This is a genomic window from Mesorhizobium sp. M0037, assembly GCF_040323635.1.
GTDB lineage: Bacteria > Pseudomonadota > Alphaproteobacteria > Rhizobiales > Rhizobiaceae > Mesorhizobium.
The window spans coordinates 457186-483227 of sequence record NZ_JAMYVB010000001.1; the positions used below are offsets into that span (position 1 = coordinate 457186).

The window sequence follows — 26042 nt, forward strand, 5'->3', positions numbered from 1 at the left end:
TGGTCCTGACAGATATGGCAATCACAGCAGACGACGACACGCAGCGAGCGAAGGGCAGGTCTGCGCTGCTGCGTTCGCCGCAATTCTCCTCGCTCATCATCCTCATCGTGCTGCTCGTGGTGTTCGCCATCGCCGACGGCAACTTCCTGTCGCCGCTCAACATATCCAACATGATGGCGTTCCTGCCCGAGCTCGGCATCATCGCTCTCGGCATGACGCTGCTGCTGACGGCGGGCGAGTTCGATCTGTCGGTCGGCGCCGTGTTCGGCCTTGCGCCCGTCGTGGTGATGCTGCTGGTGCAGAATGGCGGTGTCGACATCGGCGTCGCCCTCCTGGCCGGGCTTGTGCTGTGCATCGCGATCGGCGCCATCAACGGGCTGATCGTCACCAAGATCGGCATTTCCTCGTTCCTGGTCACGCTGTCGATGCTGCTCGTCGTGCGCGGCGCGGCGCTCTACATCACGCAGGGATTCCCCCTGAAGTCGTGGGACCAGCCCGGCTTCTTCGTCACGCTGCTTGCCGGCAGCTTCAATGTAGGCTCGTTCCGGTTCTACACCTCGCTCTGGTGGTTCATCGGCCTGTCGCTGCTGGCGATTTACATCCTGCGCTACGCCAAGCTCGGCAACTGGATCAGCGCCATCGGCAGCAACCGCAACGCAGCGGTGGCGCGCGGCGTGCCGGCCGACGCGGTCAAGATCTGGCTGTTCATCCTGACCTCGGTGGTGGCCGGGCTGGCCGGCATGATCAGCGCGTTCCGGATTTCGGCCGCCTCGCCGGTGGCCGGCACCGGCTACGAACTCGAAGTGATCGCCATGGTGGTGGTCGGCGGCACGGCGCTCACTGGCGGGCGCGGCACCATCCTCGGCACCATCGTCGGCGCGCTGATGCTGCGCGCCATCCGCAACGGCATCGTGCTGATCGGTGTGCCGGGCTTGGCATACAACATCTTCGTCGGCGTCATCATCCTCGCCATGCTCATCCTGCACGCTTTGCTGCAGAAGAACGCCGCAAGGAGCTGAGGATGGAAGTGCTGCGTCTGCAAGACCTGCAAAAGTCCTTCGGCAACGTGCGTGCGCTGAAGAACGCCTCGTTCACCCTCAACGAAGGCGAGGTGGTTGCCCTGCTTGGCGACAATGGCGCCGGCAAGTCGACGCTGATCAAAGCGATCTCCGGCGTCTTCCCGGCCGACCACGGCGACATCTTCGTGCGCGGCGAGAAGGCGTCGATCCGCTCGACGCGCGACGCGATGGACCTCGGCATCGAGACTATCCATCAGGACACATCGCTCGCGCCGGACCTCAGCATCGCGCGCAATCTTTTCTTGGGTCGGGAGCCGGTCAATTTCGGCTGGCTCGGCGTGTTCGCGCCCCTCGACCTCGCCAAGCTTCGCAACGCCGCCTCGGCGCTGCTGAAGCGGGTCGGCATTTCGAAAAAGCTCGATGCCGATGCACTGGTTAGCACGCTCTCGGGCGGTGAGCGGCAATCGATCGCGATCTCGCGCGCCATGCAGTTCGCCGCCAAGGTGATCATACTCGACGAGCCGACCAACAATCTTGGAGTCGAGGAAACCCACGGCGTGCTGCGCTTCGTCAAGGAGGTGCGCGACGCCGGCCACTCGGTGCTGCTCATCACCCACAACATCCACCACGTGTTCCAGGTCGCGGACCGCATCATCGTCATGCGCCGCGGCGAAATCGTCGCGGAACAGACGGTCGCCGACACCGACCTGTTGACGGTGGAAAGCATCATCACCGGCGCCGACATGTCGGCCTTGCTCAAGGAGGCGAGGGCAAAGTGAAGGACGTCGCATGGTAGAGCTTTACGGCAAGACGCTGTCGCGAAGGCAGGTGGCCGAGCGGTCCGGCATGCTATCGCAGTTTGCCGGTGTGCGGCTTATGACGCTCGGCGACGGCGTGGAGCGCGGCATCCGGATGCTCGAGTTCCGCACCGGCTCCGGCCTGCGCTTCACGGCGCTGGTCGACCGGGCGCTTGATATCGCCGATTGCGACTTCCGGGGCCAGGCGATCGGCTGGCATTCGCCGAGCGGCTTTCGCCACCCCGGACTGCACGAGCATGAAGGGGAGGACGGTTTCGCCTTTGGCCGGTCGTTCTCGGGGCTGCTCGTCACCTGCGGCCTCGATCATATACTGGGCCGGCAAGACGTGCCGGCCGAAAGCTACAATTATCCCGGGCGCAAGCGGGTATTGCACTCGCTGCATGGACGCATCGGCACCGTGCCGGCGCGGCTGACCGGCTACGGCGAGGCCTGGGACGGCGACCGCTGCGTGCTGTGGGCGGAAGGCATCGTCCAGCAGGCAACCGTGTTCGGCGAGGATCTCCAGTTGCTGCGCCGCATCGAGGCCGATGTCGGCGGCACCGAGATCCGGCTGTCGGACCGCGTCGTCAATCACGGTTTCAGCCGCACGCCGCACATGTATTTCTATCACGTCAATGTCAGCCATCCCCTGCTCGACGAGGGTTCGCGTTACCTGGCGCCGATCCGAGATGTCGTCTGGGCGGCGCACGCCGGCGAACGCTACGAGGCGCAGAAGGTCGGCTACCGAACCGTGCCGGCGCCGCAGCTGGGATTCAGTGAGCAGGTCTGGGAGCACGAGCTTGGCGCCGATGCGGCGGGCGAGGTGCCGGTGGCCGTCGTCAATGATCACCTGGGCCTCGGCTTCGAGGTCGTTACCCGCAAGGATCAGCTGCCCTGCACCTATCAGTGGCAGAACTTCCAGGCCGGCCTATATGCGTTGGGAATCGAACCCTCGACGCATCATGTTCTCGGCAATCTCGCCGCGCGCGAACGGGGCGAGATGATCTGGCTGGACCATGGCGAAAGCCGCTCCTATGACGCCGTGTTCCGGGTGCTCGACGGTGCCGGCCAGATCGCCCAAGCGGAAGCGAGGATAGCGTCGATCGCCCGGCAGCCGCAACAGGACTACCCTGCGCTGTCGGGCGCTTTTGCGAGACTGCAGGCGGGACCGGCTTGAAACGCACGATCGGTTGCCGCGGCGGGCGAGAAGTGCGCCGGAATACGGAAGCAGGCGCGGCCCGGCCGGCCCCAGGCGGCCCTTGCGGAGCGCAGCGGGAAAGCGGAGATGACGATGACGGCAAGCAGGATGCGTGACTACAGCCTGGTCGGTGAAAGCACCAAGCGCGCCATCGAGACCGGATTGGCTTCGGCCGAATGGTATCACACCGATGTCCCGCGCAAGGCGATCAAGGAGTTGATGCAACGCTCCGACGGGCCGGCGATCCGCGACACGATCATCTGGGTCGCGGCGATCCTGGTGTCGGCCGCCGGCATCGTATGGTTCTGGGGCACGTGGTGGGTGGTGCCGTTCCTGTTCGTCTATGGCGTGCTTTACGGCTCGTCGAGCGACTCGCGCTGGCACGAATGCGGCCACGGCACCGCGTTCCGGACGCGCTGGATGAACGATGTCGTCTACCAGATCTCAAGCTTCATGCTGATGCGCAACCCAGTGCAATGGCGCTGGAGCCATGCCCGCCATCACACCGATACCATCATCGTCGGCCGCGATGCCGAAATCGCCGTCATGCGCCCCCCAGATCTGCTGCGGGCGGCGCTCGCCTTCACCGGTATTCTCGATTTCCGCTATTCGCTGCCGACGCTGGTGCGCCAGGCGTTCGGCAAGCTGTCCGATGAAGAGAAGAGCTATATCCCCGAGATGGAGCAGCACAAGGCGGTGATCGCTGCGCGCTGGCATGTCGCCATCTATGCGGCGACGGTCGGGCTGGCGTTGTTCACGTGGTCACTGCTGCCGCTGGTGCTGATCGGCCTGCCGCGCCTCTATGGCAGCTGGCACATGGTGCTGACAGGGTTGCTGCAGCATATCGGCCTGGCCGACAATGTCGTCGACCACCGGCTGAACACGCGCACCGTCTACATGAACCCGGTCAGCCGCTTCATCTACTGGAACATGAATTACCATGTCGAACACCATATGTTCCCGATGGTGCCCTATCATGCGCTGCCAAGACTGCACGAGCTGATCAAGCACGACCTGCCGGTGCCGAACCCGTCGATGTGGCATGCCTATCGCGAGGTCTGGCCGGTGCTGCTTCGACAGCTGAAATATGAGGATTTTTATCTCGAGCGGAAATTGCCGCCGACAGCCAGACCCTATCGCGGCGAATTTCACCAGGTGGATATGTCGGCGGCCGCTGAATAGCGATAGCGAATTTTGCCGGAGCCGGAGATGGCTGACTGGATGAAGCGTGCGCGGTGGACGACATCTCGAAAGAGGATGTCATCTGCTTCGATCCTCCCGGTTTGCCGCTCGCCCGATGACGAGTTCTTCGCCACCGACGGATATTGGACGCATGAGAAGGCGCATCTAGCCGAAAGCTGGTGATCGGCGACGTCATCGAATGCCTTGAAGCATATTGGCCGCTTCAATTGCGGCCGGCCAGGCCAAGGGCGCGCCGGGTCTGCGTCAATCTCGCGATCTATCCGGTGAGAGTCGAGGCCGGCAAGGTGATGCTCCAGATCTGACGCTTGGTAACCGGTCCAGCACCGCGTTTAGCAAAGCAGAGTGACGTTTTCATAGCCGAAAGAGACGGACCGTGGCCGATCTGCGCCATGAAGGCTAAGCCAGCTGACCATGCTGCGCGTGCTGGTCATTGACGTGGCCGAGGGGCGCCGAGCGGGCAGGGGTCGATCGTCTCGGTACCGCTGGAGCTGTGCTGAACCCTATATCGCGATGCGGCCCCCAGCCTGTTCACCGTGCGGACTAGAATTTCTTCGAGATCGGCACCGCCGGCGGTTTTCTTAGTTGGGCTTTCCGCCTCTGATCGACGAGGTCCTGATTCACTGCTGCTTCTGCTGATCAGCTTTGAGGTGCTGATTGTGCGGTTTGATCTGGCAGCGTTGATACTGGGCGCCACCGCGATCGAAGCGGATGGACAGCGCCTACCGCAGCGGCAAAACGACCGCTGAGCAAGATCAGTGTGAGGGAAGGAGATGGAATTTATTGGTGCGCAGCAAGCGCGGCAAAGCTGCGCAGCTGATCGTGGCTGGAAAGCGTCGCTACAAAGGCGGTGCGTTTGTCAGTTTGGAAGCCGACACGCGTCCGGCAGGCGACGGCGATCTCGCTGGCTGACTGCGGCGCGGGATTATTGTTGAACGACGGCAGGAAGTAGGCTCGGTCCGCCGTGCGTCCAGGACTCGCGTTCGAGTGGATTATGGTTCGGGGTGACGATAGCCGATCTGCGCAGCCCCGAACCTCCAGCGCTTTCCGCATGTTGGGCAGGGGTAGAATTGTCACTTTCACGCTCGATCTGCTCCGCGTGTGCGTCAGGATGATGCTACACTCAAACTCTCGAAGGTTCATGATCCTCTTCGGTAGCGACGGATTCGTGCCGTAAGCGAGCCGCCCCGGGAAACTGATTTCAATTCCTTCGCAGCCGCGGTCAACGAGGCGCGGTCATTCCCGGCGGCTATGATGAGCTCCATCGCCTGCTCAGGCGTTATGCCGTTCTGCTGGGCAAAATGGAAGTGTTCGTTGCGTTCGTTGGACGAGACCCGGTTCCTGTCGCCAAAATCACGCTCGCTTTTGTTGTCCGTCATCATCTTCTCCTTCAACCTCAATTCGTCGGCCCGAACCGCCCGCTGGAGCAAAACTTCCGAAACCGCCGTACGCGAAGGCCCATCGAGCCTCGCTAGGGCTGCTGTGAGTAGAAGTAAGCTCCAGCTGGCGAAAGCTGGGGGAGCTTGTCCAATGCCGGGGTGGGCTCGGCGCACGCCGTGGCATCGCTCCGGCGACTTTCACCACCCGCCCAGAACACGGGTGGGAGCAGCCTCGGAATGTTTGCCCGACCGCCAGGCAATGAAGATGGAACTACGCGACACCGAGTTCCTCGTCCTGTGGCATCAGCAGACGCTCTCGTGGATGTCTTACCCGGCATTCTCGCCCGAATGATCGAAGTGGATGGCGAGGCCAAAGGCGAGCGCTCGCTCGGCGATCATATTGACAAGATGGCTTTCGCCGATCGACAGCGCCGGAAGGGCCTCTTTCAACGCCTCGAGAGCATGCCGTGTCGACAAAAGACCCCGCCGCTTGCGGCTGCTCACATATTGATCGATCAGGCACTCCAGTGGCATCTGCCTGCCTCCGCTTCGGACAGGATCTCGTAGCGTGGCTGCGGAGCGACAGCATTCACATTGGTTAAGAGACGGCGGCGAACGCCATCATGCATGCCGCCAACAGACGGCGGTGGGGCTGATTTACGCCGGGTTGGAGCGCTATCCTAGGGTAAGCATGGCGCGACCGTCGCGCCGGGTTCGGACATTTCGATGCTACTGCTCCGGTACCGCGGAGGTTTGTGGATGGTTGCGTGCCGCCTCGGCGATTTCCGGAATGAACTTCGTCGCGGTGCAGCTTCGGTTTACATTGGCGCGGGCGGTAAATACCTCTTGCCCGCAGACTTGCGAAGCGAGCGCGATCGGCACATGCACCGCCAGTGGCAACTCGGTCTCAGCCACTCCTAGATGTCTTGCAACCTGTTGCTTCACCTCCGGCCGGCCGAGCGAGACGTCAACGCCGACATCATCCTTGGCGGTCGGCGACGATCCTTGCGCCGGCAGACGATCGTGCTTGCCTGTTTGCGATGAGTCGCCGGATTGTTGAGCCGGCTGACTTGTCTGCGCAGATGCCTGGGCGCCCAAAATCAGCGAGGCCCCCAGCCCCAAAAAAGCCCGGAGCCCCAAAGACACAATCCGAAGTCCGAATGTGCTCATTGTCATGTTCCTCACCGTGGGTTCAAACTTGGCGCCGCTCAGAGGTCGGTGTTGCTTCGGCCTCTTTCGAAGACAGGGATGTCTTCCTCGTCCTCATCATTGTCACCGGTTGGTATGTCCTCGGCGTAGCTGCGGGTCAGTTCCTCGGTTTCGCTTAAGCCGTCCATCGTCTCATTGGCGCCTGCCCCTTCATCATGACGACCGGTAATTTCGCTGCGGGGCCTTGCGCCGAGCGGCTGGTCGACATCGTCGGCTCCCACGAAACCTGGCTCCGCGCCGTGCCTGTCTTCGTGGCCCACGGGGCTGTCCAACACGGCGGCATCCTCCGGGCGAATGGGTTCATCATTGGCGAAGTCACTTCGTCTCGAATGCGAGGTCTCGTTTTGCTTTGGCATGTCAGGTCTCCTGTTCGTTTGGCAACTTCGACGACGCTGGTGCTTGCACGCCGGACTACCTGAGCGACGCACCTTTAGAGTTCCTGCATCGACCACCGCTTAAAGGTTGCAGCATCCCTGAGCGCGGAGGCAGTGTTGGCCACAGACTCCACAGCGCCGCGAAGAACCAACGTCGTGGCCAGATCCACTCAGCCCTGAGAACCGCTCTTGCTCAGTTGCTGGGCATGTTTGAAATGCTGCCGGATCACCGGCGCGGTCTTTTTCGCATGGGCCGCCAGATGTTTTGCCTGACCGTTTTCTGCATAGGAGGTCATCAGCGTCAGGGCTTCCTGGTGCGCTGCCACCTGGGCGTCGATATAGGCGTTATCGAACGCCCCGCTGCTGTCGTTGCTCAACGCTTCCAATTGGGCAGCATGCTTGCTTGTCATCTCCGGCGCCACTGCGACGTCGTCCTTCTTTGCCGCCGCAATGAGCCGCTTGGAAGAGGTCGTGTGGTCCTTGATCATCATGCGAGCGAATTCCTTCACTCGTGATGTCTTCGATTTCCGCAGTGCCAATTCACTCGACTGGATCTCGAACATATCTGAGCTCGCAGCTGCTTTGACAAATTCCTGCGGGGACGTCGTCGCGGTCTGAGCCATTGCCCCCGGGCTGATGAGACCGATGGCGATCGCAGCTAAAAGCGCTTTGACGAAATGCATGTTGTGCTCCTGCAATATTGCTTAACTGGCCCAACACGGCCGAGCTGCCGTTGTTCCCTTTTTGGTGACAATAAATACGGGGCGGCAGGCGTGGACCCCGGATGGCTCCGGCTCAGGGCTTTGATCATAGATCCGGCCGTAGCCAAGACCGGTGACTGCGCGGAGCTCAGCGCGGCCGTCGGCTTGGTGGGCAGCACGTTGTGCGACATTCAAATCTCCTAAAGAAATCGTCGGCCATCGTCGCGATGCTTCAGGCAGACCAGTGCGATTTTGCAGGGTTGCGCTGACGGGATTCTGATTCGGCCCGCCGGTCGGGTTCGTCAAGAGGAGCTAATATAGCATTGTATGTCAGATCGGCCGTATTAGCCGCTTACTGATCGTCGCATGGTCCATCTCTGAATCTTGTTGCACCGCACAATATTATTGACGATGGGGTGCTTAGGCAAGGATATTGAATGACAAGTAGAGGAATCACGTCCGAGTCAAAGTAAAATTTTATTATATCTTACTCTTGCCAATTACCAAGTAATGACCCAAGACGCATCTTTCGCGGGCCGTTAGCTTGTTTTTAAACTCTAATGCGTCACTATCGGGTCCGTAAATGCCCAAAAATGTCCCATCCTTTGAAGGGCAACAAGGAGGCGTACTATGGCAAGAATTTTTGAAATTCTTATGGGCAGTCTGACTGCCGGATCTGTTCTCGCAATTCTTTGCATGCCAGCGACAGCAGCTGGAATTAGTGTCGGAGGCGTCGGCGGGGTATCCGTCGGCAGCGGAGGAGCCAGCGCTAATGTGGGCGGCAACAGCGGCGCTACGGCTAGCGTGTCCCTAGGCGGTTCTGGGGCAAATGCCGCAGCCTCCGTCGGCGACACTGGCGGAGCGACTGCTTCCATCGGAACCGGCAGCGCCAATGTCGGTGTCGTCACCGGGGTTGGTACCGACGTAAATGTCGGCGTTGGAACCAATCCAGCCGCCAACCCCAGCAACCCGACCGCTTCGAGCAACCCGAATCTGGCTAGCGTTGTCGGCGATATGTCGAACGCTCAGGTCACTCGGATGAAGAAGCGCTGCGTCGAAGTGCTTAGCAACGAAGACACCTATGATCGTGACCTGCGCCGGCTCTGCCTGCTGATCTCGCGCCGCTAACCAGCGACCCCTTTCCGACCTGTCGGGGCTGTCGACTGACACTCTCCAGTTCCGACAGTGGAAGCCCGCCCGCCGAAAGGTTGGGCGGGCTTTTACAGTCAGCGTCCTTCCATCCGCAGCAGACAATCGCGCTTAGCATCAGCGACCTGGCCGAGCAAGCGATGGAAGACCGCGCGGACAAGCTGGGCATATCCTGCGCAGAGGAAGTCGGCAGCGTGTACGCGGCGATTCTCGGTGCTATCGTGCACCGCGATGCCGCTTGGCTGACTGACCGAGGCCGCGCTATATCGCGCCCGGCGGGCGTATTCAGTTCAGCGAGCCTCTGCCGGGGGAAGCCAAGACCATCTTTCACTTGCTCGACAAGGCCGGACTTGAAGGCAAGGTGTCGAAGCGCAAGGACAGCAAATACCGTCGACCAACTGGCTGAAGGCCAAGTGCTTTGCGAACGACGAGTTCGATCTGCTCGGCGTCGAGCGTGAAGCGGGCAAGCCGGCGTTCGCTGAGGATGACACAAATCGCCGTGCCTAAGAAAGATCAGGAGCGCGCCACCTACGCCTGGATGTACGGCGCCCAAGCGTGCAAGGATGGCAAGGAGCGTGAGGTGCCATTACTGGCAGGAACATGCCGACGGGTGGCTGCAGGGTTTTGACGGTGTGCCGATGGCTGGTTTTGGATAGACCAAGACCGTCAACGACGAGATGGAAGCCGAGGTCGACGAAGCCGCCGTCGAGCGGCCCGACGAATAGCCATTTTGCCATGTGCCGTATGTTCGTTTTTGATTGAAGAAAGGGTTTCGTTGGGCCTATAAAGATTCCGTTTACCATTGCCTTTTTGGGAGGATGCGATGGTTGCAACGCCCATAGATATCGCTCAAGCGGCCACTGCGACTACGGCCACCTTGCTGAAGTGGCAGAAGTCCATGGAGGAACGCGCCACGTTTCGCCAGAACATGGATCAATCGCGCAGGGCGATCCAAGCCTCACGCGATCTGCTGAAGCGCCTTCGTCAACGTCATCGCGACGACGATAGCGGCGCGGATGCGCTAAAGGATTAGCCGCCAGGGCAGATGTGAGACGGAGGTCCGGGAACGGATTGGGGCCACGTGCGGCACCTAATGTCGCGATGGTGATGGCCGATGATGTGCTTGAACAGGAGATTGCCCATCTCCTGCATTGCCGTCATATCCGGGTAAGCCGCTAAAACGGAGCCTTCACCACCGACGCTGCCGAGCAGCGGGATCAACACGAAGCTGTCATCCCGAAACTTGCTTATGGTGGTGATCGTGAAATCGTAGTCGGGATAGGCCTCATCAAGCAGGGCGCTGATCTCGGCGAGGAATTCAGGCGTCTCGAACTGTGCGCCGATCGGCGGCACCACAATCATGTCTTTGCATACTTGCATCTCGCGCCTTCCCAAGCCGTCTCATCGTGAGCGGCTGTTCCGCCAAGGTCAAATCACGTCTTCCCTGCCGATGATCTGGAGTCAGCAAAGTTATTCACACGTCGACAAGATGGTTAGAATTGTCGCGGTTCGGTTAAGACCTCGATCATGAGGCGTGGCGCATCGTGTTGTTGGGTCTACATATTGCCTTCCTGACCCTACCCGGTAGCTCAAGCCCGTTGCCGTAATTGGCAACGGGCTTTTTTACGTCTTCATCTGGCACAGTTGATCTAATTGTATGGAACCGCGACGACAACCAAGCAATTCTGCCTTAAGCGGTCGATTCCTCGGATGTAGCCGTGCCTACGAAAACCCGCTGTTGCGCGCGCGGCGGGGTTTCTTGGCATCAAGACGCTACCCCGCCCTCAGGCCCGTTGCTTAAGCGGCGGCCTTTACAGGTCCGGCGCCGCTATCTACTGCTGAATAGGTGGAGTCACGAGACCCGGAAAGGGCAACACGTTGCCGCCCGTCCCCCGCCGGCGGCGCAGTTCAATCTCGCGATAGACGAGGATGCCCATCACCATTTCCGCGCTGGCGATTTCCGATCTCGATGGCAACGACTTGAGCAATTGGTGCAGCTGTCGCGTTTCCATGGTCGCAATGTGGGCGGCAATGGCTTCGATGCTATCGCCCAAATTCGCCAGTAACCCTGCGGACATCTGCATCGCGCTACTCTACAGCCGGGAAAACGTGTTGAGATGCAGACGCGTCCTTTGGCCTTCTGCAAAGGCCAAAGCATAGGATTCGAGCTTGAATGATCGGGTGAGTTCCTGGTCTTCCTCGACCACGCGAACAAACCACTCGCCACAGGCTTCGCCAACTTCGACACAAGGGCGTGCTTTGCGAATTGGAATGATGTCAGCCAGGGCGTTGCCTCCCAGCAATCAGGCCAAACGGGATTGTAACGTCGTAAGCGGTCTTCAACAAGAAGAGTTTGGGCAGCAATACGAAACTGAGGTGTGGGCCACAAATGGCCGGCGCCATGGGTTGGGGAACCTGGGTGGGCACCGGCCAAGAGCGGACAGGTCCGCCGCGATGCATACATCGTCGATTGGTGCCGCGGTGGTAATGGTGTGATCGCGGAAGCTACGCTTTAGCCTTAGCCGCCGGCCTTGCCTTGCCCGTTACAGTTGCCGTGGGCTGCGGTGCCTTCCTACCCAGACCGATCGACTTCGCCATGGCAGACCGTGAGGCCGCATAGTTGGGAGCGACCATCGGATAAGTGGATGGCAAGTTCCACTTTGTTCGATACGCGTCAGGAGTGAGACCGAAATCCACGCGCAGATGTCGCCGAAGGGTTTTGAACCGCTTACCATCTTCAAGACAGATGATGTAATCGGGAAATACTGACTTCTTTGGATTTACCGCAGGCACTGGTTCTTCGGTCGCGGCAGCCACGCGATGGCCAATCCCAGACAGCGACGCGTGCACTGAGGCTATCAGGTCCGCCAAACCCGCGACCGGCACGGGATTGTTGCTGACGTACGCCGATACCACATCCGCCGTGAGTTCTACCAGTTCAGGGGCGTGGTCGGGGGCGTCGGTCATGGTGTGAGTCCTCGAATTTGAGAACGATCTATTATAGCTGCTGCCGCAGCTGCACAACTCGAGGCCCGATGATGGGCCGCTTCCCTCGTAAGCACCAATCCTGTTGAGCCTGTGTTTGCCGATGGAGGAAAGGACCATCCGAAGCAGTGCCAGACTTATCACAGGTTAAGTCGGTCCGGTGTTTATGATATAAGGTCGGGCATCATTCGCGTTCTGCTGGCCGCGGGTGACTGAGAGACCATAGCGCTCCCGCCCAAACGGAGAGCCGACATGCTTTATCAAAGCCCATTAACCGCCAAGTTCCATCGTGCCTTCACCCTCACGTCAGGTGAGCGTCAAGCTCTCGACGCGGTAAGAATAAGGATCGTTGCGATTGGCGCAAACCAGAACTTGGTTCGGGAAGGCGACCAGCCGTCCCGGTGCATAATGGTCCTGGCTGGCTTAGCCAGCACCTCGAAGGTAACAGGAGACGGGAAGCGTCAGGTCACTGCTTATCATGTGCCTGGCGACATGCCCGATCTGTTGAGCCTGCACCTCGATCTGTTGGATAGCGACGTTCGAACGGTGAGCGCTTGCAGTGTTGGCTTCATAGATCACTCGGCTATCCGGCTGCTCTGCGAACGCCACCCCAGGCTGGCGGCAAATCTTTGGCGAACGACACTGGTTGATGCATCGATTTTCCGCGAATGGGTGGTCAATGTCGGGAAGCGCCAAGCGCTTGGCCGAGTGGCCCACCTTCTCTGTGAAATCATGCTACGTATGGAAGACGCCGGACTCGCGTCCGATCAAACCTGCGCTTTTGCTGTGACTCAAGCTGACCTTGGCGAAGCGACAGGGCTGTCGGCAGTCCACATCAACCGCACGCTCAAGTCTCTTCGGGAGAAGCGCCTTACATCACTTGTGAATGGCCAATTGACCATCCATGATTGGGAAGGACTGGCCTTTCTTGCTGAGTTCCGGCACGATTACCTGCACTCAGCAAGGACCAATAAAACGGCCGAGTTCATGTCAATGCACTGATTGCTCCAGGGGAAAATCGCCAGAAATGCGGATTGGCTCCAAGGGTAGCCGGACCACTTGTTGGCCTTCGCTGACCATCAGCGGTGCGATCGCCTCCCAAACATGTTTTGCCATGGTGGCGCGGCGGAAATGATCAGCAGGTTGATACCAAGCCTGTCTGGCTTGCTTCTTTTTGATGCGGCAGGCGGGGCCGCCTTGCCCCAGGCCAAACGCAGGCCCCAAACGAACCCGGCCTCACTTGGTGCACGCTCCTTTTACCGCGCGGTCAATGCTTTGATGGCGCGTCGAAGCGTTAGCGCAAGGGGTTCACTTGCGCGCAGAGTGCATTCGAATGCTTACCGGCCCACACGGGCGTTGACTATCCGTATGGCCGTCTGGGTCGTGGAGGTTAACTGGGACGGGACACCTGCTCTCCTTGCCAGCCTTCGGGACGTTTCCTCGCAGCGTGCGCAGGAGGAACGTCGACGTCAATCCCAGAAGCTCGGAGCAATTGGCCGCCTCGCAGCCGGCATAGTTCACGATATCAACAATCTGATAGCAGCGTTCGACTCGGGCCTGCGGCTCCTGCAAAAGCAACTCGCCGAAAATCCCGGCGATCCGAAATCAGCCATCCTGATCGACGAACTGCTCAAACGAACACAGAACGGCGTGGCACTTACGCAGCAATTGCTTGCGTCTCTCGGAGCCAGTCGCTTACGCCCGAAAGCATTGATCTGAACGGACGGATCGAACAGCTTTCGATGCTGCTGGAACGAACGCTCGGGAGTGCAATCAAAATTGAACGCAACTTGGACGCGGCGCTTGGCCCTGTTCTGGTCGACCCCAACCAGCTCGATGTCGCCATGCTCAATCTGGCGGTGAACGCCAAGGACGCCATGGCCGGCGTGGGAACGCTCACAATCGAGACTAGCGATGTCCCGGACGACATCGACGATGGGCATTCACTGGCGGGTTCGTGCGTTCGTATGACCGTGCGCGATGCCGGTTGCGCATGAACAAGGAGATTCTGGCGCAGGTCTTCGAGCCGTTCTTCACCACCAAACCCGATGGACGCGGGACCAGACTTGGACTTAGCCAGGTTTATGGCTTCGTCAAACAATCCGGTGGGCACATTCGGATCGAGAGCGAAGCTGGTGAAGGAACAAGCGTCCATCTTTTTCTGCCGCGTGTGCAGAAGCAGTAACCAGGCTCTGCCGGTATCGTCTTTGCATTGGGTATCGCGGAAGTGACGTGGCCAGTCCGCCAAAGCAATCCCGTAGAGCGACATAATGGGTTGGTTAGCGGCCGCTTTAGAGATCGGTGCAGAGGGTACACGGGCTTGTCCCTTTATCCTTTTTTCTCCCGGCCGCGCCACTGTCTATTATCGGCGGCTAGGCCGCTATCACCTTCTGAGCGGGTTAGCGATGGAGTGCCTTGGACGGTGAAAACGATTCCGGCATCCTCAAACGCTTTGCGGATGGCGGCCATGTTGTGGGGACGCGGTTTCCTGTATCCGTTCTCAAAAGCGCTGATCACCATCTCGCTAAGATTGGCCTTGGCGGCAAGTCGCACACGCGGCCAGTTCAGTAGGGCTCGTGCTGCTCTGACTTGATCTGCTGAGAGTAGGGTTCGGCTGTCCATAGCCAGTCGAACATTTAGTATCGCTAAACTGTTCCTCTTGACCTTCTGCGATTTCTAACGGTGTGAGGCCGGCTTGTCGGAAGCCGTCATCGATTATGGCTGCAACCTTTCGGACGGTTGTTGCCTCGGCTCCAACAAGACGTGCTGCCTGCATTCTTGCTTGGAGATCAGCCAAGCGGGCAACCAGGGCTTGCGTCCTCTCGAGTTCAGGGTTCGTCATGTTCATTGTCCAGCTGAGTGGCAATTTGAATTTGTCCGGCTGAGTAGCGTTTGAATGCACACACTCGCCACCCAAGGGTGGCGAGTGTGTGTTCGTTCGAAATCTCAGTCGTAAACTTTCACGATCTTGCGGGTGCCCGGATCGACCAGGACCGTGCGGTTGTCGACCACCACGTAACGGTATTTGACGTTCGGGACCTCGTGGATCTCCACAGTTTCCGGCAGAGCTGTCCCGACGTTCAATTCCACGCCGGGAAGGTTCACCGAAGCCAAGGGCTGCTTCTTGACATACTCACGGATGACCGTGTCCTGTTCCGGCTGGATGATAATGTCGTCAGCGGCGGCGGAGCCGATCCCCGCCAAGAGCAATATGGCTGCGGCGGTGTTCACAAAGTGCATCTTCATATCTTCTCTCCTGCAAGGACCGGCACACGACGATCATCGTCCCGCGCTGCCCGGCAACCAACTTTGAACCGGGGTAAACGTTCCCGCCTACGCACCTTTGTCTAATTCGATTGGTCTAAAGTCCGACCGTACAACGCAATGGTCTTACCTTTGGACTAGGCGGAACGGATTAGGGCTTCAGGTTGTTGGTTCTCCACAACGGGAGAGAACAAATGGATCAAAGTGTTGGCCAGGCGCGATGGTTGCTCGCACCGATTTTTGCAACGGCCGTTACCTTTCTGGTAATGGCGGTCGTCCTTAGCTGACATGTCTTGGATCGGCGCAGCCAGGTCCCTTCCTGCGCTGATAGGATTCGCGAGTTGCTTGAGCGGCTGGCGAATCCTCTATTTTACCGTGCGCTGGGCCTGCTCCTTCAGCAGGCGGGGCGCTTCGTTCAGCTCATGTAAGTTGGGAGGTTTACTATGCATCGGCGATCCTTTTTGACAGCGATGTTTGGCGTTGCAGGGGCAGCAGCCTTTGCAAGCGCGGTCCGGCCTATCAACGCATTGGCCGGTGTTCCAGCGGCCAAAAGTGGCATTCTCGAAGAACTCGACGCGCCAGACGCCTTCGACAACGAAGGTACTCACGCGGAAGTGGAGCCGGTCAACCATCGGCGCTACTACGACCAAGATTACGACCCAGACTACGACCCAGATTACTACCACCGGCGCCGCCGCCGGCGGGGCTGGAGAAGAGTCTGCCGTAGTTACTGGCGACACGGGCGCCGTCGGGTCCGGTGCTATCGCCGACGTGGTCCTTCGGTCGTCTTGCGATTTTAGCTAGTCGGCTGCTTCTGCCCATGGCCCGTTCCGGCTGACGTGCTGAGAACGGGCCGGTACGATTCCTTTTTCGTGGCAAACGCAATCCATCTGAGGGCACTCATCAGCAGCGCCGATGGACCTGACTTACAGCTTGGTGGTGTCGCTGTGGTGCGCCAGGAGCGGTCTGACGATCCCTCTTGTGCAGCCCTTCGGCTGCCGCCAGCCTGGGAAAGCTTTTCGGAACGTTTGGTTCTGGCCGTTAGGCCACGGGGCCAAGCTCAGCCATCAGGACACCCCGCAAGCGATGAGCAGCGGGGCCTGGTAAGGCCCGGCGACCTCCTTTTGACATACGGGGAGAAACCAAGAAGGGCGCCGAGCCTTACCGGCGCTGCTTTGAGGCAGACGACGCCGATGAGAGTAGGCGATCATGCTAATTTCTGCGAACCATGCGAATGAGGGAAAGCCGTGTGCGATTCTTCGCTATCCAGCCACGAACCTCTGCCTTTCGGACATGGCGGTCCGTCGCTCGATCGATGATGAAGAACGCCTGATGTAGCTGCTCGACTTCGTAGAGCCCGACCCGGATCTCGAACCCTGTCTGGCCAGTGGCATCGAAGTCACCGGGACCAATGACAGGGAAGGCGACGGCGATGGCGAAGCGGACGACGAGCGCGAAGCCAACGATGCCGATTATGGCTTCATAGAGGGAGGGCAAGGCCTATAATTGTCCGGTCGAGAATGAATAGCCCGCTGCCTCACGGTGGACTGGCTTCAGTTTTTGTGCGGCACGATGTAGCGACTGCTCACCGCACCCGCCCCTGTGCCCCGCGTGACGACAATCGTGCTATACCCGGCTGGAACGGAACCTGTAGCGGAGGGGTCGATCGAACTGCATCGCCCGACGATCTCCCCGTTGGGAGCGCCCTCGAGCCTCACGGCTAACGCCAACTGGCATGTGTCAAGGGATCCGAACATGGCCGGTGATGTATCGAGTGGCTTGCAGACTCCCTGGGCGGGACTGCAAGAAAGCAAAATCATCACAGCTGCAGTTGCCGGATCCATTCGTGAAGCTCCGTTGTTCGACGAGCCTCAACGCAGAATAGCGAGCTTTGTTTCGTCGGTGCTAAAATACGAGTTTTCTGGTCTGGCTCACGGTGGCGGGCTTTTCATTGTCACAGCTTTCGCCTCTCAATTGTCCCGATCCCGAACGGTAAAACAGCCATCCGACGAGACACACCGAGGGGATTGCGATGGCCAGAAGGATGCCGCCGGCAATGTTCACCATCAACATGAAATCCATCGGACCTCTCCCTCTTATATGCCGACAGTCGGAAACTCGTGAAATCAACATGGGTGAACAGGTTGCGAACATGCTGCTACGGTTTTTGCAGAGCCAAGAGATGAGACGAGACGGACCAGCACGACAGGGACTAGCTCTCGTCGCAACAAATTGACACACAAGGACTCGACGGAGTCGAATGGCAAGGGCAGGGACGCCATCAAGCGAATTTCAAAACCGGTGCCTTGGCCGACGGGCAATCGCTGATAACATCAAGGTATGCCTGAGGCGACGTTACAAGGCAGTGTACTTGGGTGCAGCCGGCCGCAGGCGGCCGAACTCTCGCCTTCCAGAGGTTCTGGAGTGCGCCGACCGACCCCGTCGTGCTCGTCAATGTGTAGGTTTGCAGTGTGGTGTTCCTTCAAGGTCAATCAGCAGCTTATGCATGGAGGACCACGGCAAGCGGCGTTTTATTCCCGGACAGCGCAAATTCTGTCTCGACAATGTGATTGGTCCGGGCGCCTCGTTTTTTAACGCTCTTTGGCCCGCAACATCGGCCGTCCAGTTCGGGAATATCGGGACCTTTCAAGAATTCGGATATTGTGAGAGCAGCGACGCGTCGTGCGACGAAGGGGAAACAACTTCGCAGTCTCGTGCGACAGCGAGGCGCCTGGCTCAGCGTCTGCTTGCCGGCATCCTGTGTGGGGCGGGAGCGCGGGGGGCAGTCCAGGCGACCGGCAGGCAACGCTCGCGTCTGTCCATCGCGGTGATGGGAGCCTCGTCGAGTTCAGCAGCGTTGTGGAAGCAGTCCGCTGCGCGCGTCAGAACGCTATTGCTAAGCGCAATGCCGGGGTGCCCGATGATCGTCGCATTGAGTTCCGGATTGGCATTCACCTGGGTGACGTCGTGCAGGAGCGCGATGACGACCTGATGGGTAATGGCGTCAACATCGCCGAGGGTATCCGGGTTGCCCGGGCGTAGCGGCTTCGAAGCCGCCGATTATAAGTATTCTCGCCCTGTGGCGGCCGATTCTGCGATTAGGAATTGGACGAATAGGCATGGGGGAGAAAGGCCGTTATTCTAAGCCTCATCCACCCTCGATGCGGGAAATAACGAGATCATGGAGTAGGAAAATCTCATGCTATGCGGCGGAGGTGCTTACAAGGGCGAGATTCACACCCGCCCAACGACAAGGCGCCCATCCCCTGCCCGATGGACGGTGGATAGAGTTTTGGTGCCATGAGCCAAACCCACACATTACAACCGTCATCTATCCGCTTCCCGGTACAACCACGGCTGGTGCCGGCGATCAAGGCGGCGTACTTCGCCGACCTGCCGCCAGCCGACATCACCCTCGAGCTGCTCGACGACTGGTATGGCCGTCTGCTGCGGGTCAAAGGTGTCGACATCGCCTACCGTGCCGTAAAGACGTGGCGTTCGCTCTATAATGTCATGGCCGGCATGAAGCTATGCCCGCCCGGCTCCGACCCATCGCAGGCGATCCGCCGCCAGACGCCACCACCGCGCCATCAGACCTGGACGGCAGGCGAGGCGGGGCGCCTGGCGCGCCGGCTACCGCGAACTGGCCTGCATCATCGCCGTTGCGTGGGACACGAGCTTCTCACCCGTCGACGTGTGCACGCTCACACCGGCGCAGGCAATGCAGACAGCACAGGAATGGGGTTTTCTGATTGCACGCAGCAAGAGTGGCGAGGCGGCTTTCGGCACGCTGTCGTCACGCACGCAGCGCCTGGTGCTGGCCTATGTCGAATCCTAGGCGTCACCCTGCTTGACGATGCGCCGATCTTTCGCTCGCGCGGTTTCGCGCCGGGCCCGAAGGGGGGCCGGCCGCGCGCCGGCGTGCCTTACACGAAGGATTCTCTGGTCGACGACTTTGCCGATCTGCGCACGCTGGTATTCGGGACATCGGAGAAGCGGCGGCTGATGGACATGCGGCGTTCCGGCGCGGTCGAGGCGATGCCGGAGGCGCGTCGGTCGAGGCAATCTCGGCCAAGATGGGCAATTCGATCGACGGGAACAAGGCGCTGCAGAAGACCTATATGCCGGTCAATCTGGCCGCCGTCCGCTCAGCCGATGCCAGCCGCCGCAAGGGCAGAAAGCTGCTTGGCCTGGAACGGAACGAATACAGAAAGTTGAAACTCTCCGCAGAATGAGAGTTGAAACTTTTCAAGGGGCGGTAGCTAACCCCTTGAAATTAATGGCGCGAGTGACGGGGCTCGAACCCGCGACCTCCGGCGTGACAGGCCGGCACTCTAACCAACTGAGCTACACCCGCGCATTGGACGAGCACGTGTCAGCCGTGTTCGTCGTTGGGGCGGTGGATAAGGGGTTCGCCACCGGGTGTCAAGCGCAGCTGGACAGCATAAACGCAAACAGGAGAAGGTTTTTTGACGGGCGGCACTTTGCCCGCGAAAACCACTGTGCGGCTAAGCTCGCAGCTGTTCATTTGGCCTTGCGAAGCCGGTTGCGACCGCTTAAAGGTCCGGCCGGAGCGGGCGATTAGCTCAGTTGGTAGAGCGCTTCGTTTACACCGAAGATGTCGGCGGTTCGAGCCCGTCATCGCCCACCACTCAAGCTCTTGATAAATCGGTGCTTGCCCGGAGTTACGGTCTCATATCCGGTTGTACGCGTTGTCGGCATTCTGCTTCCTGGCCTTGTCGCGTTCGAAAGGGGTGACGCAGACCAAGTCGCTCTCGAACGCTTCACGCCAGACGTAGCCGTCGCGGCAGGTGCTGTCGCCGTAAGGTCCGCCTGTCGGCGAACGGTTGTTGCGGGCATTTGCATTCTGGGCCTGCACCTCACCGTAGTCGGCAGGACTCACGCACACGCTGTCGCCGAAGATCGCCGATCGCCAGACGAATCCTTCCTTGCATCCTTTGGCCTCGATCGCTGCGGGCTCGATAGGCGACGGCAAAGGGGAGGGCCTCGGCCACAACGCCACCGTTGTCCCGCCGATGCCGAGCGCGATCATCGCGGCCAGCCCGTACAGCAGCCAGAGCCTCGGCCGCCGCGCCGCTGGCTTCGCAATCGCCGACGCAATCGCCGCCATATCGTCGTTGAAGCGCTCGTGGCGGACCTCCATGGCTTGACGCTTGGCCAGGTCCTGCAGATCGGGTGGCAAGGCGCTTTTCTTTGGCATGCTGGCGCCGTTGACGAGCACGGGGATGACGCGCACCCCAGCCTGGAGTGCCGTACGGATCTCCTTGCGCACGAAGTCGTCGGGGGACTCCAGCCGAACCTGGCCCTGCTCATCGGTAAGCGCGGCCCACTGCGGCCCCACGATCGCCAGCATGATTTTGCAACTGGCCAAACTGCGGGCAAGCGCCACCTCAAAGTCATCGCCGGGGTTGAGCTTGTCGACGTCCATGAAGATGGACGCATCAGGAAGCGCGCGGTTCAGATTATCGTAGACGCGGCCCGCCACGCCGGAATCGGTCTGCCGCCGGTAGTTGATGAATACGTCGCCAAGCAAGGCCTGCCTCTTCCCACATGAACGAGAAGGCCTCAAAGTAGCATGAGCGGTGACCTCGCAGCTAGTCTGGCGACAGACTGGCCATTACTGCGGATGCAGTCCGTTTCACGTCTCGCCAGAGGACACATGCACCGGCCCTTCGCGTCGCACGGTGGACTAAGTACAAGAGGCCATTACGGCGCGTCGCCAAAGCGGAATATACACAAATGTCTTCCGTCTGGATGGCAGCTGCAGAGCAAGTTCGGCCCACGCCCGCAACGCCAGGCGAACAATGCCTTTACCGGATTAACTTGGCGTATCCGGAAAAGCAGGTTCATCCGGAAGGGCAGGGTGTTCTGGAAGGGTGGGTTCACCTGCACGGGTAGGTTCATCAGGAAGCTTAATATCTTGAGCGTCTATGCAATGTCGCTCTCTCAAAACCGGGGAACCGCTTTTGAGCGACACGCATTGGGTGAGCACAGAAAGGCGATCGGCTCCGCCACTTCTTCCTGTTTCGGCTCGCCGATGCGGGCAAGCGTGTACTTGTCGACGTTGTTCGCATACGGCTTCGATATCGGCGTAGGTGCCGTGTCACCGTGCCGCGATAAGGGTTCACAGCGGTCGAGTTGACGATAGCGTTCTCAGCGAAGATGTCGGCGGTTCGAGCCCGTCATCGCCCACCATATCTGGCCGACCATATCTCGAATGCCGGGCGCGGCCGCAACGAGCCGCACCCGCACTTCTTTCCCAGTGCAACCTATCGCTTGACGTAGCAGTTCTTCTTCACGCGGCGGATGGGATCCTCGCCAAAGGCGTCGACGCTGCATGTGACGCCGTTCCTGAATACGCCCTGGACGTACTGGCCACGCGCCCCGTATCTCACCAGTTTGCGGCCACGGAACTCGCAGAACCGCCCCTCCGAGGCGCAGGCCACCCATCTGCCGCCGCCCTGGCCGTAGTCGTCATCACCGTAATTGTCATCGTCGTTGTTGTCGCCATAGTCGTCACCGCCGCCGCGCCTCACGATATAGCAAGCCTTGTCGCGGCCGGGCGCCGGGTCGCCAAAGACGCGATTCGTACACGGCACGGCACGACGATCGATGAAGCGCGAAGTGGTCTGCCCGCGCGCGCCGTAGACCACTTCCGAGGGGTAGGGCAGGCGGCAGATTTCGCCTTCGTCGGCGCATCGCTGCATCCGCTGGGCGGATGCGGTGGCTGGAAAAAGAATAGAGACGGACGAGGCCAGGCCGACCAGGCAGATGAATGTAAACGTCATCCGGATCAAAGCATTGAAGGTTTTTGACACGATTTGTCTCCCGTTCGATTCGACCAGCATGGTACAGCAGCCTTGTTAAATACACGATGAACGAAAGCCCTCCGGGAAGGCAGGACAATGATGGATCATCCAGGGCGCCTGATGCTGCGGTTGCTGTTCGCATTGGCAATCGTCGGCACTGGACGCTTCGCCTATGCAGGGAATGCGGGCGACGGCGTCGACCAGCCGGCGGCCAAGGCCGCCTTGCTCAAGGCCTATCCCGGACTTTTCACCATTTCGGGCAATGTACTGACCTGGACCGACGGCACCACGATGGTGTGGGACGACGGCAAGGCGCGCGACGCCGACGCGCTGCTGGAGAGCCCTGACATCGAAGACATGTTTCGCTACGTCTATCCCGGAGCAGCGGAGGGCGCGCTGGTCCCGGCCGAGGATTTCGATCCCGGCCGCATCCGCAACGAACCTTTCTTCGAGAAGCTCTACGGGGCAAGTGCCGCCGAGGTGGGCAAGCACATCGCCAACGTCAAATGGTTGCCGAAGCTCGGCAAGAAGACCGTGCAGGTCACCAGGATTTTCGGCATCAACGACCGGCTGGGCAAGGTCTCCGCTGCGCTTGAGGCGATGCCCGCGGAGCTGAGCCGTTACGGGCTCAAGCCCGGCGGCGGCTTTGTCTGGCGGCCGATCGCCGGCACCGACCGGTTGAGCGTTCACTCGTTCGGAGCGGCCTTCGATATCAATGTCGGCTTCTCCGACTATTGGTACAACAACAGGAACAAAACCAACCCGAAGGCCCACATTCCCTTCAAGAACCGGATTCCGCTGGAAATCGTGGAATTTTTCGAGAAAAACGGCTTCATCTGGGGCGGGCGCTGGTATCACTACGACACCATGCACTTCGAGTACCGGCCTGAGTTGCTGCTGTACAAGAAATCCGGCTGATCACGGCGGCAGCAGCCGGAAATCCTTGCCTTCGGGCAGCAACTGGCCGCCGTCGACGACGATGGTGGTGCCGGTGATGTAGCTGGCATCGTCGGAGGCGAGGAACAGGAAGGCGTTGGCGACGTCGCGCGGACTGCCGAGGCGTCCGAGCGGGATCGAATCCTCCATGTTCTTGATGTAGGCGGCGCCGCGATGCAGCTCGATCGCTTCGGTCAGGATGTTGCCGGGCTCGACGCCGTTGACGGTGATGCCGTAGCCCGAAAATTCCAGCGCCGCCGAGCGGATGAAGCCGTTGATGCCGGCCTTGCTGGCGGCATAGTGGCCGTGGCCGGGGCTGGTGACGTGCGGACCGGTGATCGACGAGGTGTAGAGCATGCGCCCGTAACCTTGCGCCTTCATCGGCGCCAGCGCCGCCAGCGTGGCGTTGAACGTGCCGCGCAGATTGACCGCCATCACCCGGTCCCAGTCGTCCGGGCTGGTGTTTTCGATCAGCTGCCAGGGATAGATGCCGGCATTCTGCACGATGATGTCGAGGCGGCCATGGCGGCTCAGCGCCAGCGCCACCGCAGCTTCTGCATCGGCCATTTGCGAGATGTCGGTGCGAATGAAATCCGCGCCGAGCTCGTCCGCGGTCGCCTGGCCGGCTTCGGCCTCGCTGTCGGCCAGGACCAGCCTTGCGCCTTCTTCGGCAAAGCGCTGGGCGATGCCCTTGCCGATGCCGCGCGCGCTGCCGACGATCAGCGCGACCTTGCTTTCGAGCCGTCCTGTCATGCCAGCCGTCTCCTATGCCAGTCTTTGGCGAATGGTTTGCTTGAAGGCGTCGAGCAGCACGGCGGCGAGCACCAAAAGGCCGTGGATCACCTGGGTGAAATTCGCCGGCAGGCCCATCAGATTGATCGCCGTGTTGATGGAGGAGAGCAGCAGCACGCCGGCATAGACGCCGGGCAAGGTGCCGACACCGCCTTTCAGGCTGACGCCGCCGATGACGACCGCGGCAAAGGCGTTGAACAACAGCCCGGTGCCGAGATTGGCGGTGGCGCCCGAGGTGCGGATGGCGAGCAGCCAGCCGGCGAGGCCGGCAATGGCGCCGGCAAGTACGAAGGCGATGATCAGATTGCGGTTGACGCGGATGCCGGCGCGGAAGGTCGCGGTCTCGTTGCCGCCGATCATCACGAGGTGGCGGCCGAACGGCGTCTTGGCCATGATCAGCGAGAACAGGACGAAAAAGGCGACGGCGATCCAGGCGGTCAGCGGCAGGCCGGCCATTCGCTGGATGCCGAACCCGCGGTTGGCCGGCGCCAGATCCTGTGCCGAGCGGCCGCCGGAAATCACCAGCACCAGGCCGCGCACCCAGATGTAGGACGCCAGCGTAATGATAAAGGCGCTCATCTTCACCTTGACCACGAGATAGCCGTTGAAGGCGCCGATGAGGCCGCCGACGGCCAGCGCAACCAGCAGCGAAACCGGAACCATCAGCCATTGCGGATTGAGCTGTATGCCCATGCCGATGCCCGATGAGCAGAACAGGATGCCGACCGCCATGGCGCTGAGTGCGGCCACCGATTCCACCGACAGGTCCATATGGCCGGCAATGATGACCAGCGACAGGCCGATCGACATCACGCCGAGAACGCTCGAGGCCTCGATGATGTTGGCGAAGATGCCGAGCTGGAAGTAGTTGGGGACGAAGACGGAAAAGACAACCAGCACAAAGATCAGCATGAACCAGACGAGGTTGTCGAGGACGAACTCCAGGGCTTTGCGGCTGCGCGGGTTCATGGGCTGATCCGGTTGGCGCCCCCGAGAAAATCAGGCTGAGAAATCAACTCGATTTCGTCGGGTTCAGGCGCGGGTTTAGGTTCGCCACGGTGTCCTGGGACGCGGCGTCGTGAATGGGCAGGCTCCGGGCCGCAATGGCCCGGAGCGCTTCGCTAGGCGACTATTCGACAGACTTGATCGTGTCCGTCGGCGGCTTCTGGTTGCCCCAGAAGGCCGGATTGTCGACGTTTTCCTTGGTGATGGCGGCGCCCGGGATCTTGATGTTGGGGCCCCAGCTCTCCTTGGTCACGGTCGACTTCAAGCCGAGCACGTCATACTCGCCAGGCTTGATTTCCTGCTTGCCGGCGATCTTGTCCATGAACATCGCCACGGCCGCGGCCTGCGCGTAGAGCGGCTGCTCGACTTCGACATTGAGCCAGCCCTTGCGGATCAGGTCGAGACCGACCGGAGCGCCGTTCGAGCTCATCAGCATGACGTCGCCCGGCTTCTTGCCGGCGGCCTCGAGCGAGGCGACGGCTGCGACCGACAGGTGCGCGGCATGGCTGAAGATCAGGTCGATGTCGGGGTTGGCGAGCATCTGGTCGGCAACGATCGTGCCGGCGTTGCTGGCTTCCCATTGCATGGCCGGCAGCGAGATGATCTTGACGTCAGGAAACGCCTTCAACTTCTCCTCGAAACCCTTCTGGATGTCGAGCGTGTAGGGATCGCCGGGATCGCCGAGCACCTGCAGGATCTTGCCCTTCACAGAACCGTTCTTGGCGGTCAGAAGCTTTTGCGCCTGCTCGGCGGCGACGTAGCCGATCTCGACCGTGCCCGCCACCGAGGTGAAATCGGACGGGGTCGAGGTGATCTGGCGGTCGAACTCGACCACCGGGATGCCGGCTGCACGCGCCGCTTCGATGGACGGCTTCAGCGCGTTGAAATCGACGGCGGCCAGGATGATCGCCGCCGGCTTCAGCGCAATGACGTCGTTCATCTGCGATTGCTGCGCGTCAGTCTTGTTATCGGCGTTGAGTGTTTTCACCTCATAGCCGACCTGCTTGAGGAACAGCTCCAGCGCGCTCACCGAGCCGGTCTGGAATTCATCGAGCAGGGTCGGGACCATATAATAGACGGTGCCCTTGGTCTGGGACATTGCCGGCGTGAGCGAGGCAAGAGCCAGTGCCAGGATACCGAAGACAAGAACCAGTATTCGCTTCATGTCGTTCGCTCCTCTTTTATACCGGACCCCTCTTTTGTC

30 protein-coding genes, 2 tRNA genes and 2 pseudogenes are annotated in these 26042 nt (G+C 60.3%); 16 read left to right on the forward strand and 18 right to left on the reverse strand.

All coding sequences use genetic code 11. From position 1 onward, the window contains the following. The first annotated feature begins 14 nt into the window (after window positions 1-14). The 6 genes and pseudogenes from NKJ78_RS02330 (at window position 15) to NKJ78_RS02355 (ending at window position 5126) form a co-directional block, all read left to right on the forward strand. A complete protein-coding gene (locus NKJ78_RS02330) occupies window positions 15-1019 on the forward strand; it encodes an ABC transporter permease (RefSeq protein WP_352459463.1) in 1005 nt (334 codons plus the stop codon). Beyond that, on the forward strand, window positions 1016-1798 hold the full coding sequence (locus tag NKJ78_RS02335; RefSeq protein ID WP_196814833.1) for an ATP-binding cassette domain-containing protein: 783 nt from the start codon (window positions 1016-1018) through the stop codon (window positions 1796-1798). Before NKJ78_RS02330 ends, NKJ78_RS02335 begins: the two co-directional genes overlap by 4 nt. A gap of 10 nt (window positions 1799-1808) precedes the next feature. Further along, a complete protein-coding gene (locus NKJ78_RS02340; protein WP_352459446.1) occupies window positions 1809-2993 on the forward strand; it encodes an aldose 1-epimerase family protein in 1185 nt (394 codons plus the stop codon). A gap of 108 nt (window positions 2994-3101) precedes the next feature. After that, window positions 3102-4196 (forward strand): fatty acid desaturase family protein, encoded by a 1095-nt coding sequence (locus NKJ78_RS02345; RefSeq protein WP_352459445.1) that lies wholly within the window; start codon window positions 3102-3104, stop codon window positions 4194-4196. Between the two features lie 27 nt (window positions 4197-4223). Continuing rightward, a pseudogene (locus NKJ78_RS02350) lies at window positions 4224-4519 on the forward strand (Rieske 2Fe-2S domain-containing protein). Window positions 4520-4925: 406 nt separating this feature from the next. Further along, window positions 4926-5126, forward strand: coding sequence for a hypothetical protein (locus NKJ78_RS02355; protein WP_156929821.1), 201 nt, complete (start codon window positions 4926-4928; stop codon window positions 5124-5126). Window positions 5127-5353: 227 nt separating this feature from the next. On the opposite strand, the gene NKJ78_RS02360 is transcribed toward NKJ78_RS02355, so the two are convergent. The 5 genes from NKJ78_RS02360 to NKJ78_RS02380 form a co-directional block, all read right to left on the reverse strand. After that, complete coding sequence (locus tag NKJ78_RS02360; protein WP_352459444.1) at window positions 5354-5593, reverse strand: DUF3606 domain-containing protein; 240 nt, start codon at window positions 5591-5593, stop codon at window positions 5354-5356. Window positions 5594-5920: 327 nt separating this feature from the next. Beyond that, a complete protein-coding gene (locus tag NKJ78_RS02365; RefSeq protein WP_023708917.1) occupies window positions 5921-6127 on the reverse strand; it encodes a hypothetical protein in 207 nt (68 codons plus the stop codon). A 195-nt stretch (window positions 6128-6322) separates the two neighbouring features. Further along, window positions 6323-6763, reverse strand: coding sequence for a hypothetical protein (locus NKJ78_RS02370; protein WP_023749387.1), 441 nt, complete (start codon window positions 6761-6763; stop codon window positions 6323-6325). 38 nt (window positions 6764-6801) lie between these two features. Beyond that, on the reverse strand, window positions 6802-7158 hold the full coding sequence (locus NKJ78_RS02375; RefSeq protein ID WP_023743177.1) for a hypothetical protein: 357 nt from the start codon (window positions 7156-7158) through the stop codon (window positions 6802-6804). A gap of 188 nt (window positions 7159-7346) precedes the next feature. Further along, complete coding sequence (locus tag NKJ78_RS02380) at window positions 7347-7859, reverse strand: DUF4142 domain-containing protein (protein WP_023739470.1); 513 nt, start codon at window positions 7857-7859, stop codon at window positions 7347-7349. 648 nt (window positions 7860-8507) lie between these two features. Between NKJ78_RS02380 and NKJ78_RS02385 the strand changes: the two genes are divergently transcribed. Both NKJ78_RS02385 and NKJ78_RS02395 read left to right on the forward strand, forming a co-directional pair. Continuing rightward, window positions 8508-9005 carry a hypothetical protein gene (locus NKJ78_RS02385; protein ID WP_031253499.1) on the forward strand — a complete coding sequence of 166 codons (498 nt, stop codon included), beginning with the start codon at window positions 8508-8510 and terminating at the stop codon, window positions 9003-9005. Between the two features lie 844 nt (window positions 9006-9849). Then, window positions 9850-10059 carry a hypothetical protein gene (locus tag NKJ78_RS02395; RefSeq protein WP_023708908.1) on the forward strand — a complete coding sequence of 70 codons (210 nt, stop codon included), beginning with the start codon at window positions 9850-9852 and terminating at the stop codon, window positions 10057-10059. Here the strand turns inward: NKJ78_RS02395 and NKJ78_RS02400 are convergent. The 3 genes from NKJ78_RS02400 to NKJ78_RS02410 all read right to left on the reverse strand — a co-directional run bounded on the left by NKJ78_RS02400 (window position 10056) and on the right by NKJ78_RS02410 (window position 11993). Continuing rightward, window positions 10056-10388 carry a hypothetical protein gene (locus NKJ78_RS02400; RefSeq protein WP_023708907.1) on the reverse strand — a complete coding sequence of 111 codons (333 nt, stop codon included), beginning with the start codon at window positions 10386-10388 and terminating at the stop codon, window positions 10056-10058. The two genes, NKJ78_RS02395 and NKJ78_RS02400, sit on opposite strands and share 4 nt — an antisense overlap. A gap of 470 nt (window positions 10389-10858) precedes the next feature. Then, on the reverse strand, window positions 10859-11110 hold the full coding sequence (locus tag NKJ78_RS02405; protein ID WP_023739468.1) for a hypothetical protein: 252 nt from the start codon (window positions 11108-11110) through the stop codon (window positions 10859-10861). A gap of 421 nt (window positions 11111-11531) precedes the next feature. Further along, a complete protein-coding gene (locus NKJ78_RS02410; protein WP_023708904.1) occupies window positions 11532-11993 on the reverse strand; it encodes a Ros/MucR family transcriptional regulator in 462 nt (153 codons plus the stop codon). A 270-nt stretch (window positions 11994-12263) separates the two neighbouring features. Here NKJ78_RS02410 and NKJ78_RS02415 point away from each other — a divergent pair, with 270 nt between their 5' ends. From NKJ78_RS02415 to NKJ78_RS02430, 4 genes are all read left to right on the forward strand, one after another. After that, window positions 12264-13013 carry a Crp/Fnr family transcriptional regulator gene (locus NKJ78_RS02415; RefSeq protein WP_023708903.1) on the forward strand — a complete coding sequence of 250 codons (750 nt, stop codon included), beginning with the start codon at window positions 12264-12266 and terminating at the stop codon, window positions 13011-13013. A gap of 366 nt (window positions 13014-13379) precedes the next feature. Then, entirely contained in the window at window positions 13380-13730 is a 351-nt protein-coding gene (locus NKJ78_RS02420; RefSeq protein WP_352459443.1) for a nitrogen regulation protein NR(II), read from the forward strand. Between the two features lie 23 nt (window positions 13731-13753). Then, entirely contained in the window at window positions 13754-14008 is a 255-nt protein-coding gene (locus NKJ78_RS02425) for a nitrogen regulation protein NR(II) (protein WP_352459442.1), read from the forward strand. After that, a complete protein-coding gene (locus tag NKJ78_RS02430) occupies window positions 14005-14196 on the forward strand; it encodes an ATP-binding protein (RefSeq protein WP_352459441.1) in 192 nt (63 codons plus the stop codon). The genes NKJ78_RS02425 and NKJ78_RS02430 overlap by 4 nt, the downstream gene beginning before the upstream one ends. Window positions 14197-14339: 143 nt before the next feature. On the opposite strand, the gene NKJ78_RS02435 is transcribed toward NKJ78_RS02430, so the two are convergent. The 4 genes from NKJ78_RS02435 to NKJ78_RS02450 all read right to left on the reverse strand — a co-directional run bounded on the left by NKJ78_RS02435 (window position 14340) and on the right by NKJ78_RS02450 (window position 17357). After that, window positions 14340-14633, reverse strand: a complete 294-nt coding sequence (locus NKJ78_RS02435) for a helix-turn-helix domain-containing protein (RefSeq protein ID WP_352459440.1) — start codon at window positions 14631-14633, stop codon at window positions 14340-14342. Window positions 14634-14957: 324 nt separating this feature from the next. Further along, the gene (locus tag NKJ78_RS02440; protein ID WP_352459439.1) at window positions 14958-15257 is read right to left on the reverse strand and encodes a DUF1236 domain-containing protein; all 300 of its coding nucleotides are present in this window, start codon (window positions 15255-15257) and stop codon (window positions 14958-14960) included. A gap of 1230 nt (window positions 15258-16487) precedes the next feature. Then, a complete protein-coding gene (locus tag NKJ78_RS02445; protein WP_023739463.1) occupies window positions 16488-16772 on the reverse strand; it encodes a hypothetical protein in 285 nt (94 codons plus the stop codon). Between the two features lie 408 nt (window positions 16773-17180). Next, complete coding sequence (locus NKJ78_RS02450) at window positions 17181-17357, reverse strand: hypothetical protein (protein ID WP_023708898.1); 177 nt, start codon at window positions 17355-17357, stop codon at window positions 17181-17183. Window positions 17358-18101: 744 nt separating this feature from the next. Between NKJ78_RS02450 and NKJ78_RS02455 the strand changes: the two are divergent. Together NKJ78_RS02455 and NKJ78_RS02460 are read left to right on the forward strand one after the other, a co-directional pair. Continuing rightward, window positions 18102-18314 (forward strand): annotated as a pseudogene (locus NKJ78_RS02455) (nucleotidyl cyclase domain-containing protein); the annotation flags it as partial. A 1037-nt stretch (window positions 18315-19351) separates the two neighbouring features. Continuing rightward, window positions 19352-19510, forward strand: a complete 159-nt coding sequence (locus NKJ78_RS02460) for a hypothetical protein (protein WP_023739460.1) — start codon at window positions 19352-19354, stop codon at window positions 19508-19510. A gap of 45 nt (window positions 19511-19555) precedes the next feature. Here the strand turns inward: NKJ78_RS02460 and NKJ78_RS02465 are convergent. Continuing rightward, a tRNA-Asp gene (locus tag NKJ78_RS02465) sits at window positions 19556-19632 on the reverse strand. Between the two features lie 218 nt (window positions 19633-19850). On the opposite strand from NKJ78_RS02465, the gene NKJ78_RS02470 reads away from it, so the two are divergent. Then, window positions 19851-19926, forward strand: a tRNA-Val gene (locus tag NKJ78_RS02470). A gap of 42 nt (window positions 19927-19968) precedes the next feature. On the opposite strand, the gene NKJ78_RS02475 is transcribed toward NKJ78_RS02470, so the two are convergent. Next, complete coding sequence (locus NKJ78_RS02475; protein ID WP_023739412.1) at window positions 19969-20829, reverse strand: toll/interleukin-1 receptor domain-containing protein; 861 nt, start codon at window positions 20827-20829, stop codon at window positions 19969-19971. A 736-nt stretch (window positions 20830-21565) separates the two neighbouring features. Beyond that, window positions 21566-22144, reverse strand: coding sequence for a hypothetical protein (locus tag NKJ78_RS02480; RefSeq protein WP_245260457.1), 579 nt, complete (start codon window positions 22142-22144; stop codon window positions 21566-21568). Window positions 22145-22201: 57 nt separating this feature from the next. Between NKJ78_RS02480 and NKJ78_RS02485 the strand changes: the two genes are divergently transcribed. Next, window positions 22202-23023, forward strand: coding sequence for a M15 family metallopeptidase (locus NKJ78_RS02485; RefSeq protein ID WP_156929815.1), 822 nt, complete (start codon window positions 22202-22204; stop codon window positions 23021-23023). Here NKJ78_RS02485 and NKJ78_RS02490 read toward each other — a convergent pair whose 3' ends face one another. From NKJ78_RS02490 to NKJ78_RS02500, 3 genes are all read right to left on the reverse strand, one after another. Continuing rightward, complete coding sequence (locus NKJ78_RS02490) at window positions 23024-23794, reverse strand: SDR family oxidoreductase (RefSeq protein WP_023739410.1); 771 nt, start codon at window positions 23792-23794, stop codon at window positions 23024-23026. It abuts the gene before it with no gap. Window positions 23795-23806: 12 nt separating this feature from the next. Further along, window positions 23807-24802: an ABC transporter permease gene (locus NKJ78_RS02495; protein WP_352562334.1), complete on the reverse strand. Its 996-nt coding sequence runs from the start codon at window positions 24800-24802 to the stop codon at window positions 23807-23809. Between the two features lie 160 nt (window positions 24803-24962). After that, window positions 24963-26003: a sugar ABC transporter substrate-binding protein gene (locus NKJ78_RS02500; RefSeq protein WP_023684845.1), complete on the reverse strand. Its 1041-nt coding sequence runs from the start codon at window positions 26001-26003 to the stop codon at window positions 24963-24965. Window positions 26004-26042 lie beyond the last annotated feature (39 nt).

Bases quoted from the DNA above. Each gene is read 5' to 3' on its own strand.
- NKJ78_RS02495 (WP_352562334.1), bottom strand. From the start codon at position 24,802: ATGAACCCGCGCAGCCGCAAAGCCCTGGAGTTCGTCCTCGACAACCTC.
- NKJ78_RS02460 (WP_023739460.1), top strand. From the start codon at position 19,352: ATGGGCAATTCGATCGACGGGAACAAGGCGCTGCAGAAGACCTATATG.
- NKJ78_RS02440 (WP_352459439.1), bottom strand. From the start codon at position 15,257: ATGAAGATGCACTTTGTGAACACCGCCGCAGCCATATTGCTCTTGGCG.
- NKJ78_RS02380 (WP_023739470.1), bottom strand. From the start codon at position 7,859: ATGCATTTCGTCAAAGCGCTTTTAGCTGCGATCGCCATCGGTCTCATC.
- NKJ78_RS02485 (WP_156929815.1), top strand. From the start codon at position 22,202: ATGATGGATCATCCAGGGCGCCTGATGCTGCGGTTGCTGTTCGCATTG.
- NKJ78_RS02490 (WP_023739410.1), bottom strand. From the start codon at position 23,794: ATGACAGGACGGCTCGAAAGCAAGGTCGCGCTGATCGTCGGCAGCGCG.
- NKJ78_RS02395 (WP_023708908.1), top strand. From the start codon at position 9,850: ATGGTTGCAACGCCCATAGATATCGCTCAAGCGGCCACTGCGACTACG.
- NKJ78_RS02425 (WP_352459442.1), top strand. From the start codon at position 13,754: ATGCTGCTGGAACGAACGCTCGGGAGTGCAATCAAAATTGAACGCAAC.
- NKJ78_RS02365 (WP_023708917.1), bottom strand. From the start codon at position 6,127: ATGCCACTGGAGTGCCTGATCGATCAATATGTGAGCAGCCGCAAGCGG.
- NKJ78_RS02330 (WP_352459463.1), top strand. From the start codon at position 15: ATGGCAATCACAGCAGACGACGACACGCAGCGAGCGAAGGGCAGGTCT.
- NKJ78_RS02370 (WP_023749387.1), bottom strand. From the start codon at position 6,763: ATGAGCACATTCGGACTTCGGATTGTGTCTTTGGGGCTCCGGGCTTTT.
- NKJ78_RS02410 (WP_023708904.1), bottom strand. From the start codon at position 11,993: ATGACCGACGCCCCCGACCACGCCCCTGAACTGGTAGAACTCACGGCG.
- NKJ78_RS02340 (WP_352459446.1), top strand. From the start codon at position 1,809: ATGGTAGAGCTTTACGGCAAGACGCTGTCGCGAAGGCAGGTGGCCGAG.
- NKJ78_RS02500 (WP_023684845.1), bottom strand. From the start codon at position 26,003: ATGAAGCGAATACTGGTTCTTGTCTTCGGTATCCTGGCACTGGCTCTT.
- NKJ78_RS02405 (WP_023739468.1), bottom strand. From the start codon at position 11,110: ATGCAGATGTCCGCAGGGTTACTGGCGAATTTGGGCGATAGCATCGAA.
- NKJ78_RS02435 (WP_352459440.1), bottom strand. From the start codon at position 14,633: ATGGACAGCCGAACCCTACTCTCAGCAGATCAAGTCAGAGCAGCACGA.
- NKJ78_RS02415 (WP_023708903.1), top strand. From the start codon at position 12,264: ATGCTTTATCAAAGCCCATTAACCGCCAAGTTCCATCGTGCCTTCACC.
- NKJ78_RS02355 (WP_156929821.1), top strand. From the start codon at position 4,926: ATGGACAGCGCCTACCGCAGCGGCAAAACGACCGCTGAGCAAGATCAG.
- NKJ78_RS02345 (WP_352459445.1), top strand. From the start codon at position 3,102: ATGACGATGACGGCAAGCAGGATGCGTGACTACAGCCTGGTCGGTGAA.
- NKJ78_RS02420 (WP_352459443.1), top strand. From the start codon at position 13,380: ATGGCCGTCTGGGTCGTGGAGGTTAACTGGGACGGGACACCTGCTCTC.
- NKJ78_RS02385 (WP_031253499.1), top strand. From the start codon at position 8,508: ATGGCAAGAATTTTTGAAATTCTTATGGGCAGTCTGACTGCCGGATCT.
- NKJ78_RS02430 (WP_352459441.1), top strand. From the start codon at position 14,005: ATGAACAAGGAGATTCTGGCGCAGGTCTTCGAGCCGTTCTTCACCACC.
- NKJ78_RS02400 (WP_023708907.1), bottom strand. From the start codon at position 10,388: ATGATTGTGGTGCCGCCGATCGGCGCACAGTTCGAGACGCCTGAATTC.
- NKJ78_RS02450 (WP_023708898.1), bottom strand. From the start codon at position 17,357: ATGGATTTCATGTTGATGGTGAACATTGCCGGCGGCATCCTTCTGGCC.
- NKJ78_RS02375 (WP_023743177.1), bottom strand. From the start codon at position 7,158: ATGCCAAAGCAAAACGAGACCTCGCATTCGAGACGAAGTGACTTCGCC.
- NKJ78_RS02360 (WP_352459444.1), bottom strand. From the start codon at position 5,593: ATGACGGACAACAAAAGCGAGCGTGATTTTGGCGACAGGAACCGGGTC.
- NKJ78_RS02480 (WP_245260457.1), bottom strand. From the start codon at position 22,144: ATGCTGGTCGAATCGAACGGGAGACAAATCGTGTCAAAAACCTTCAAT.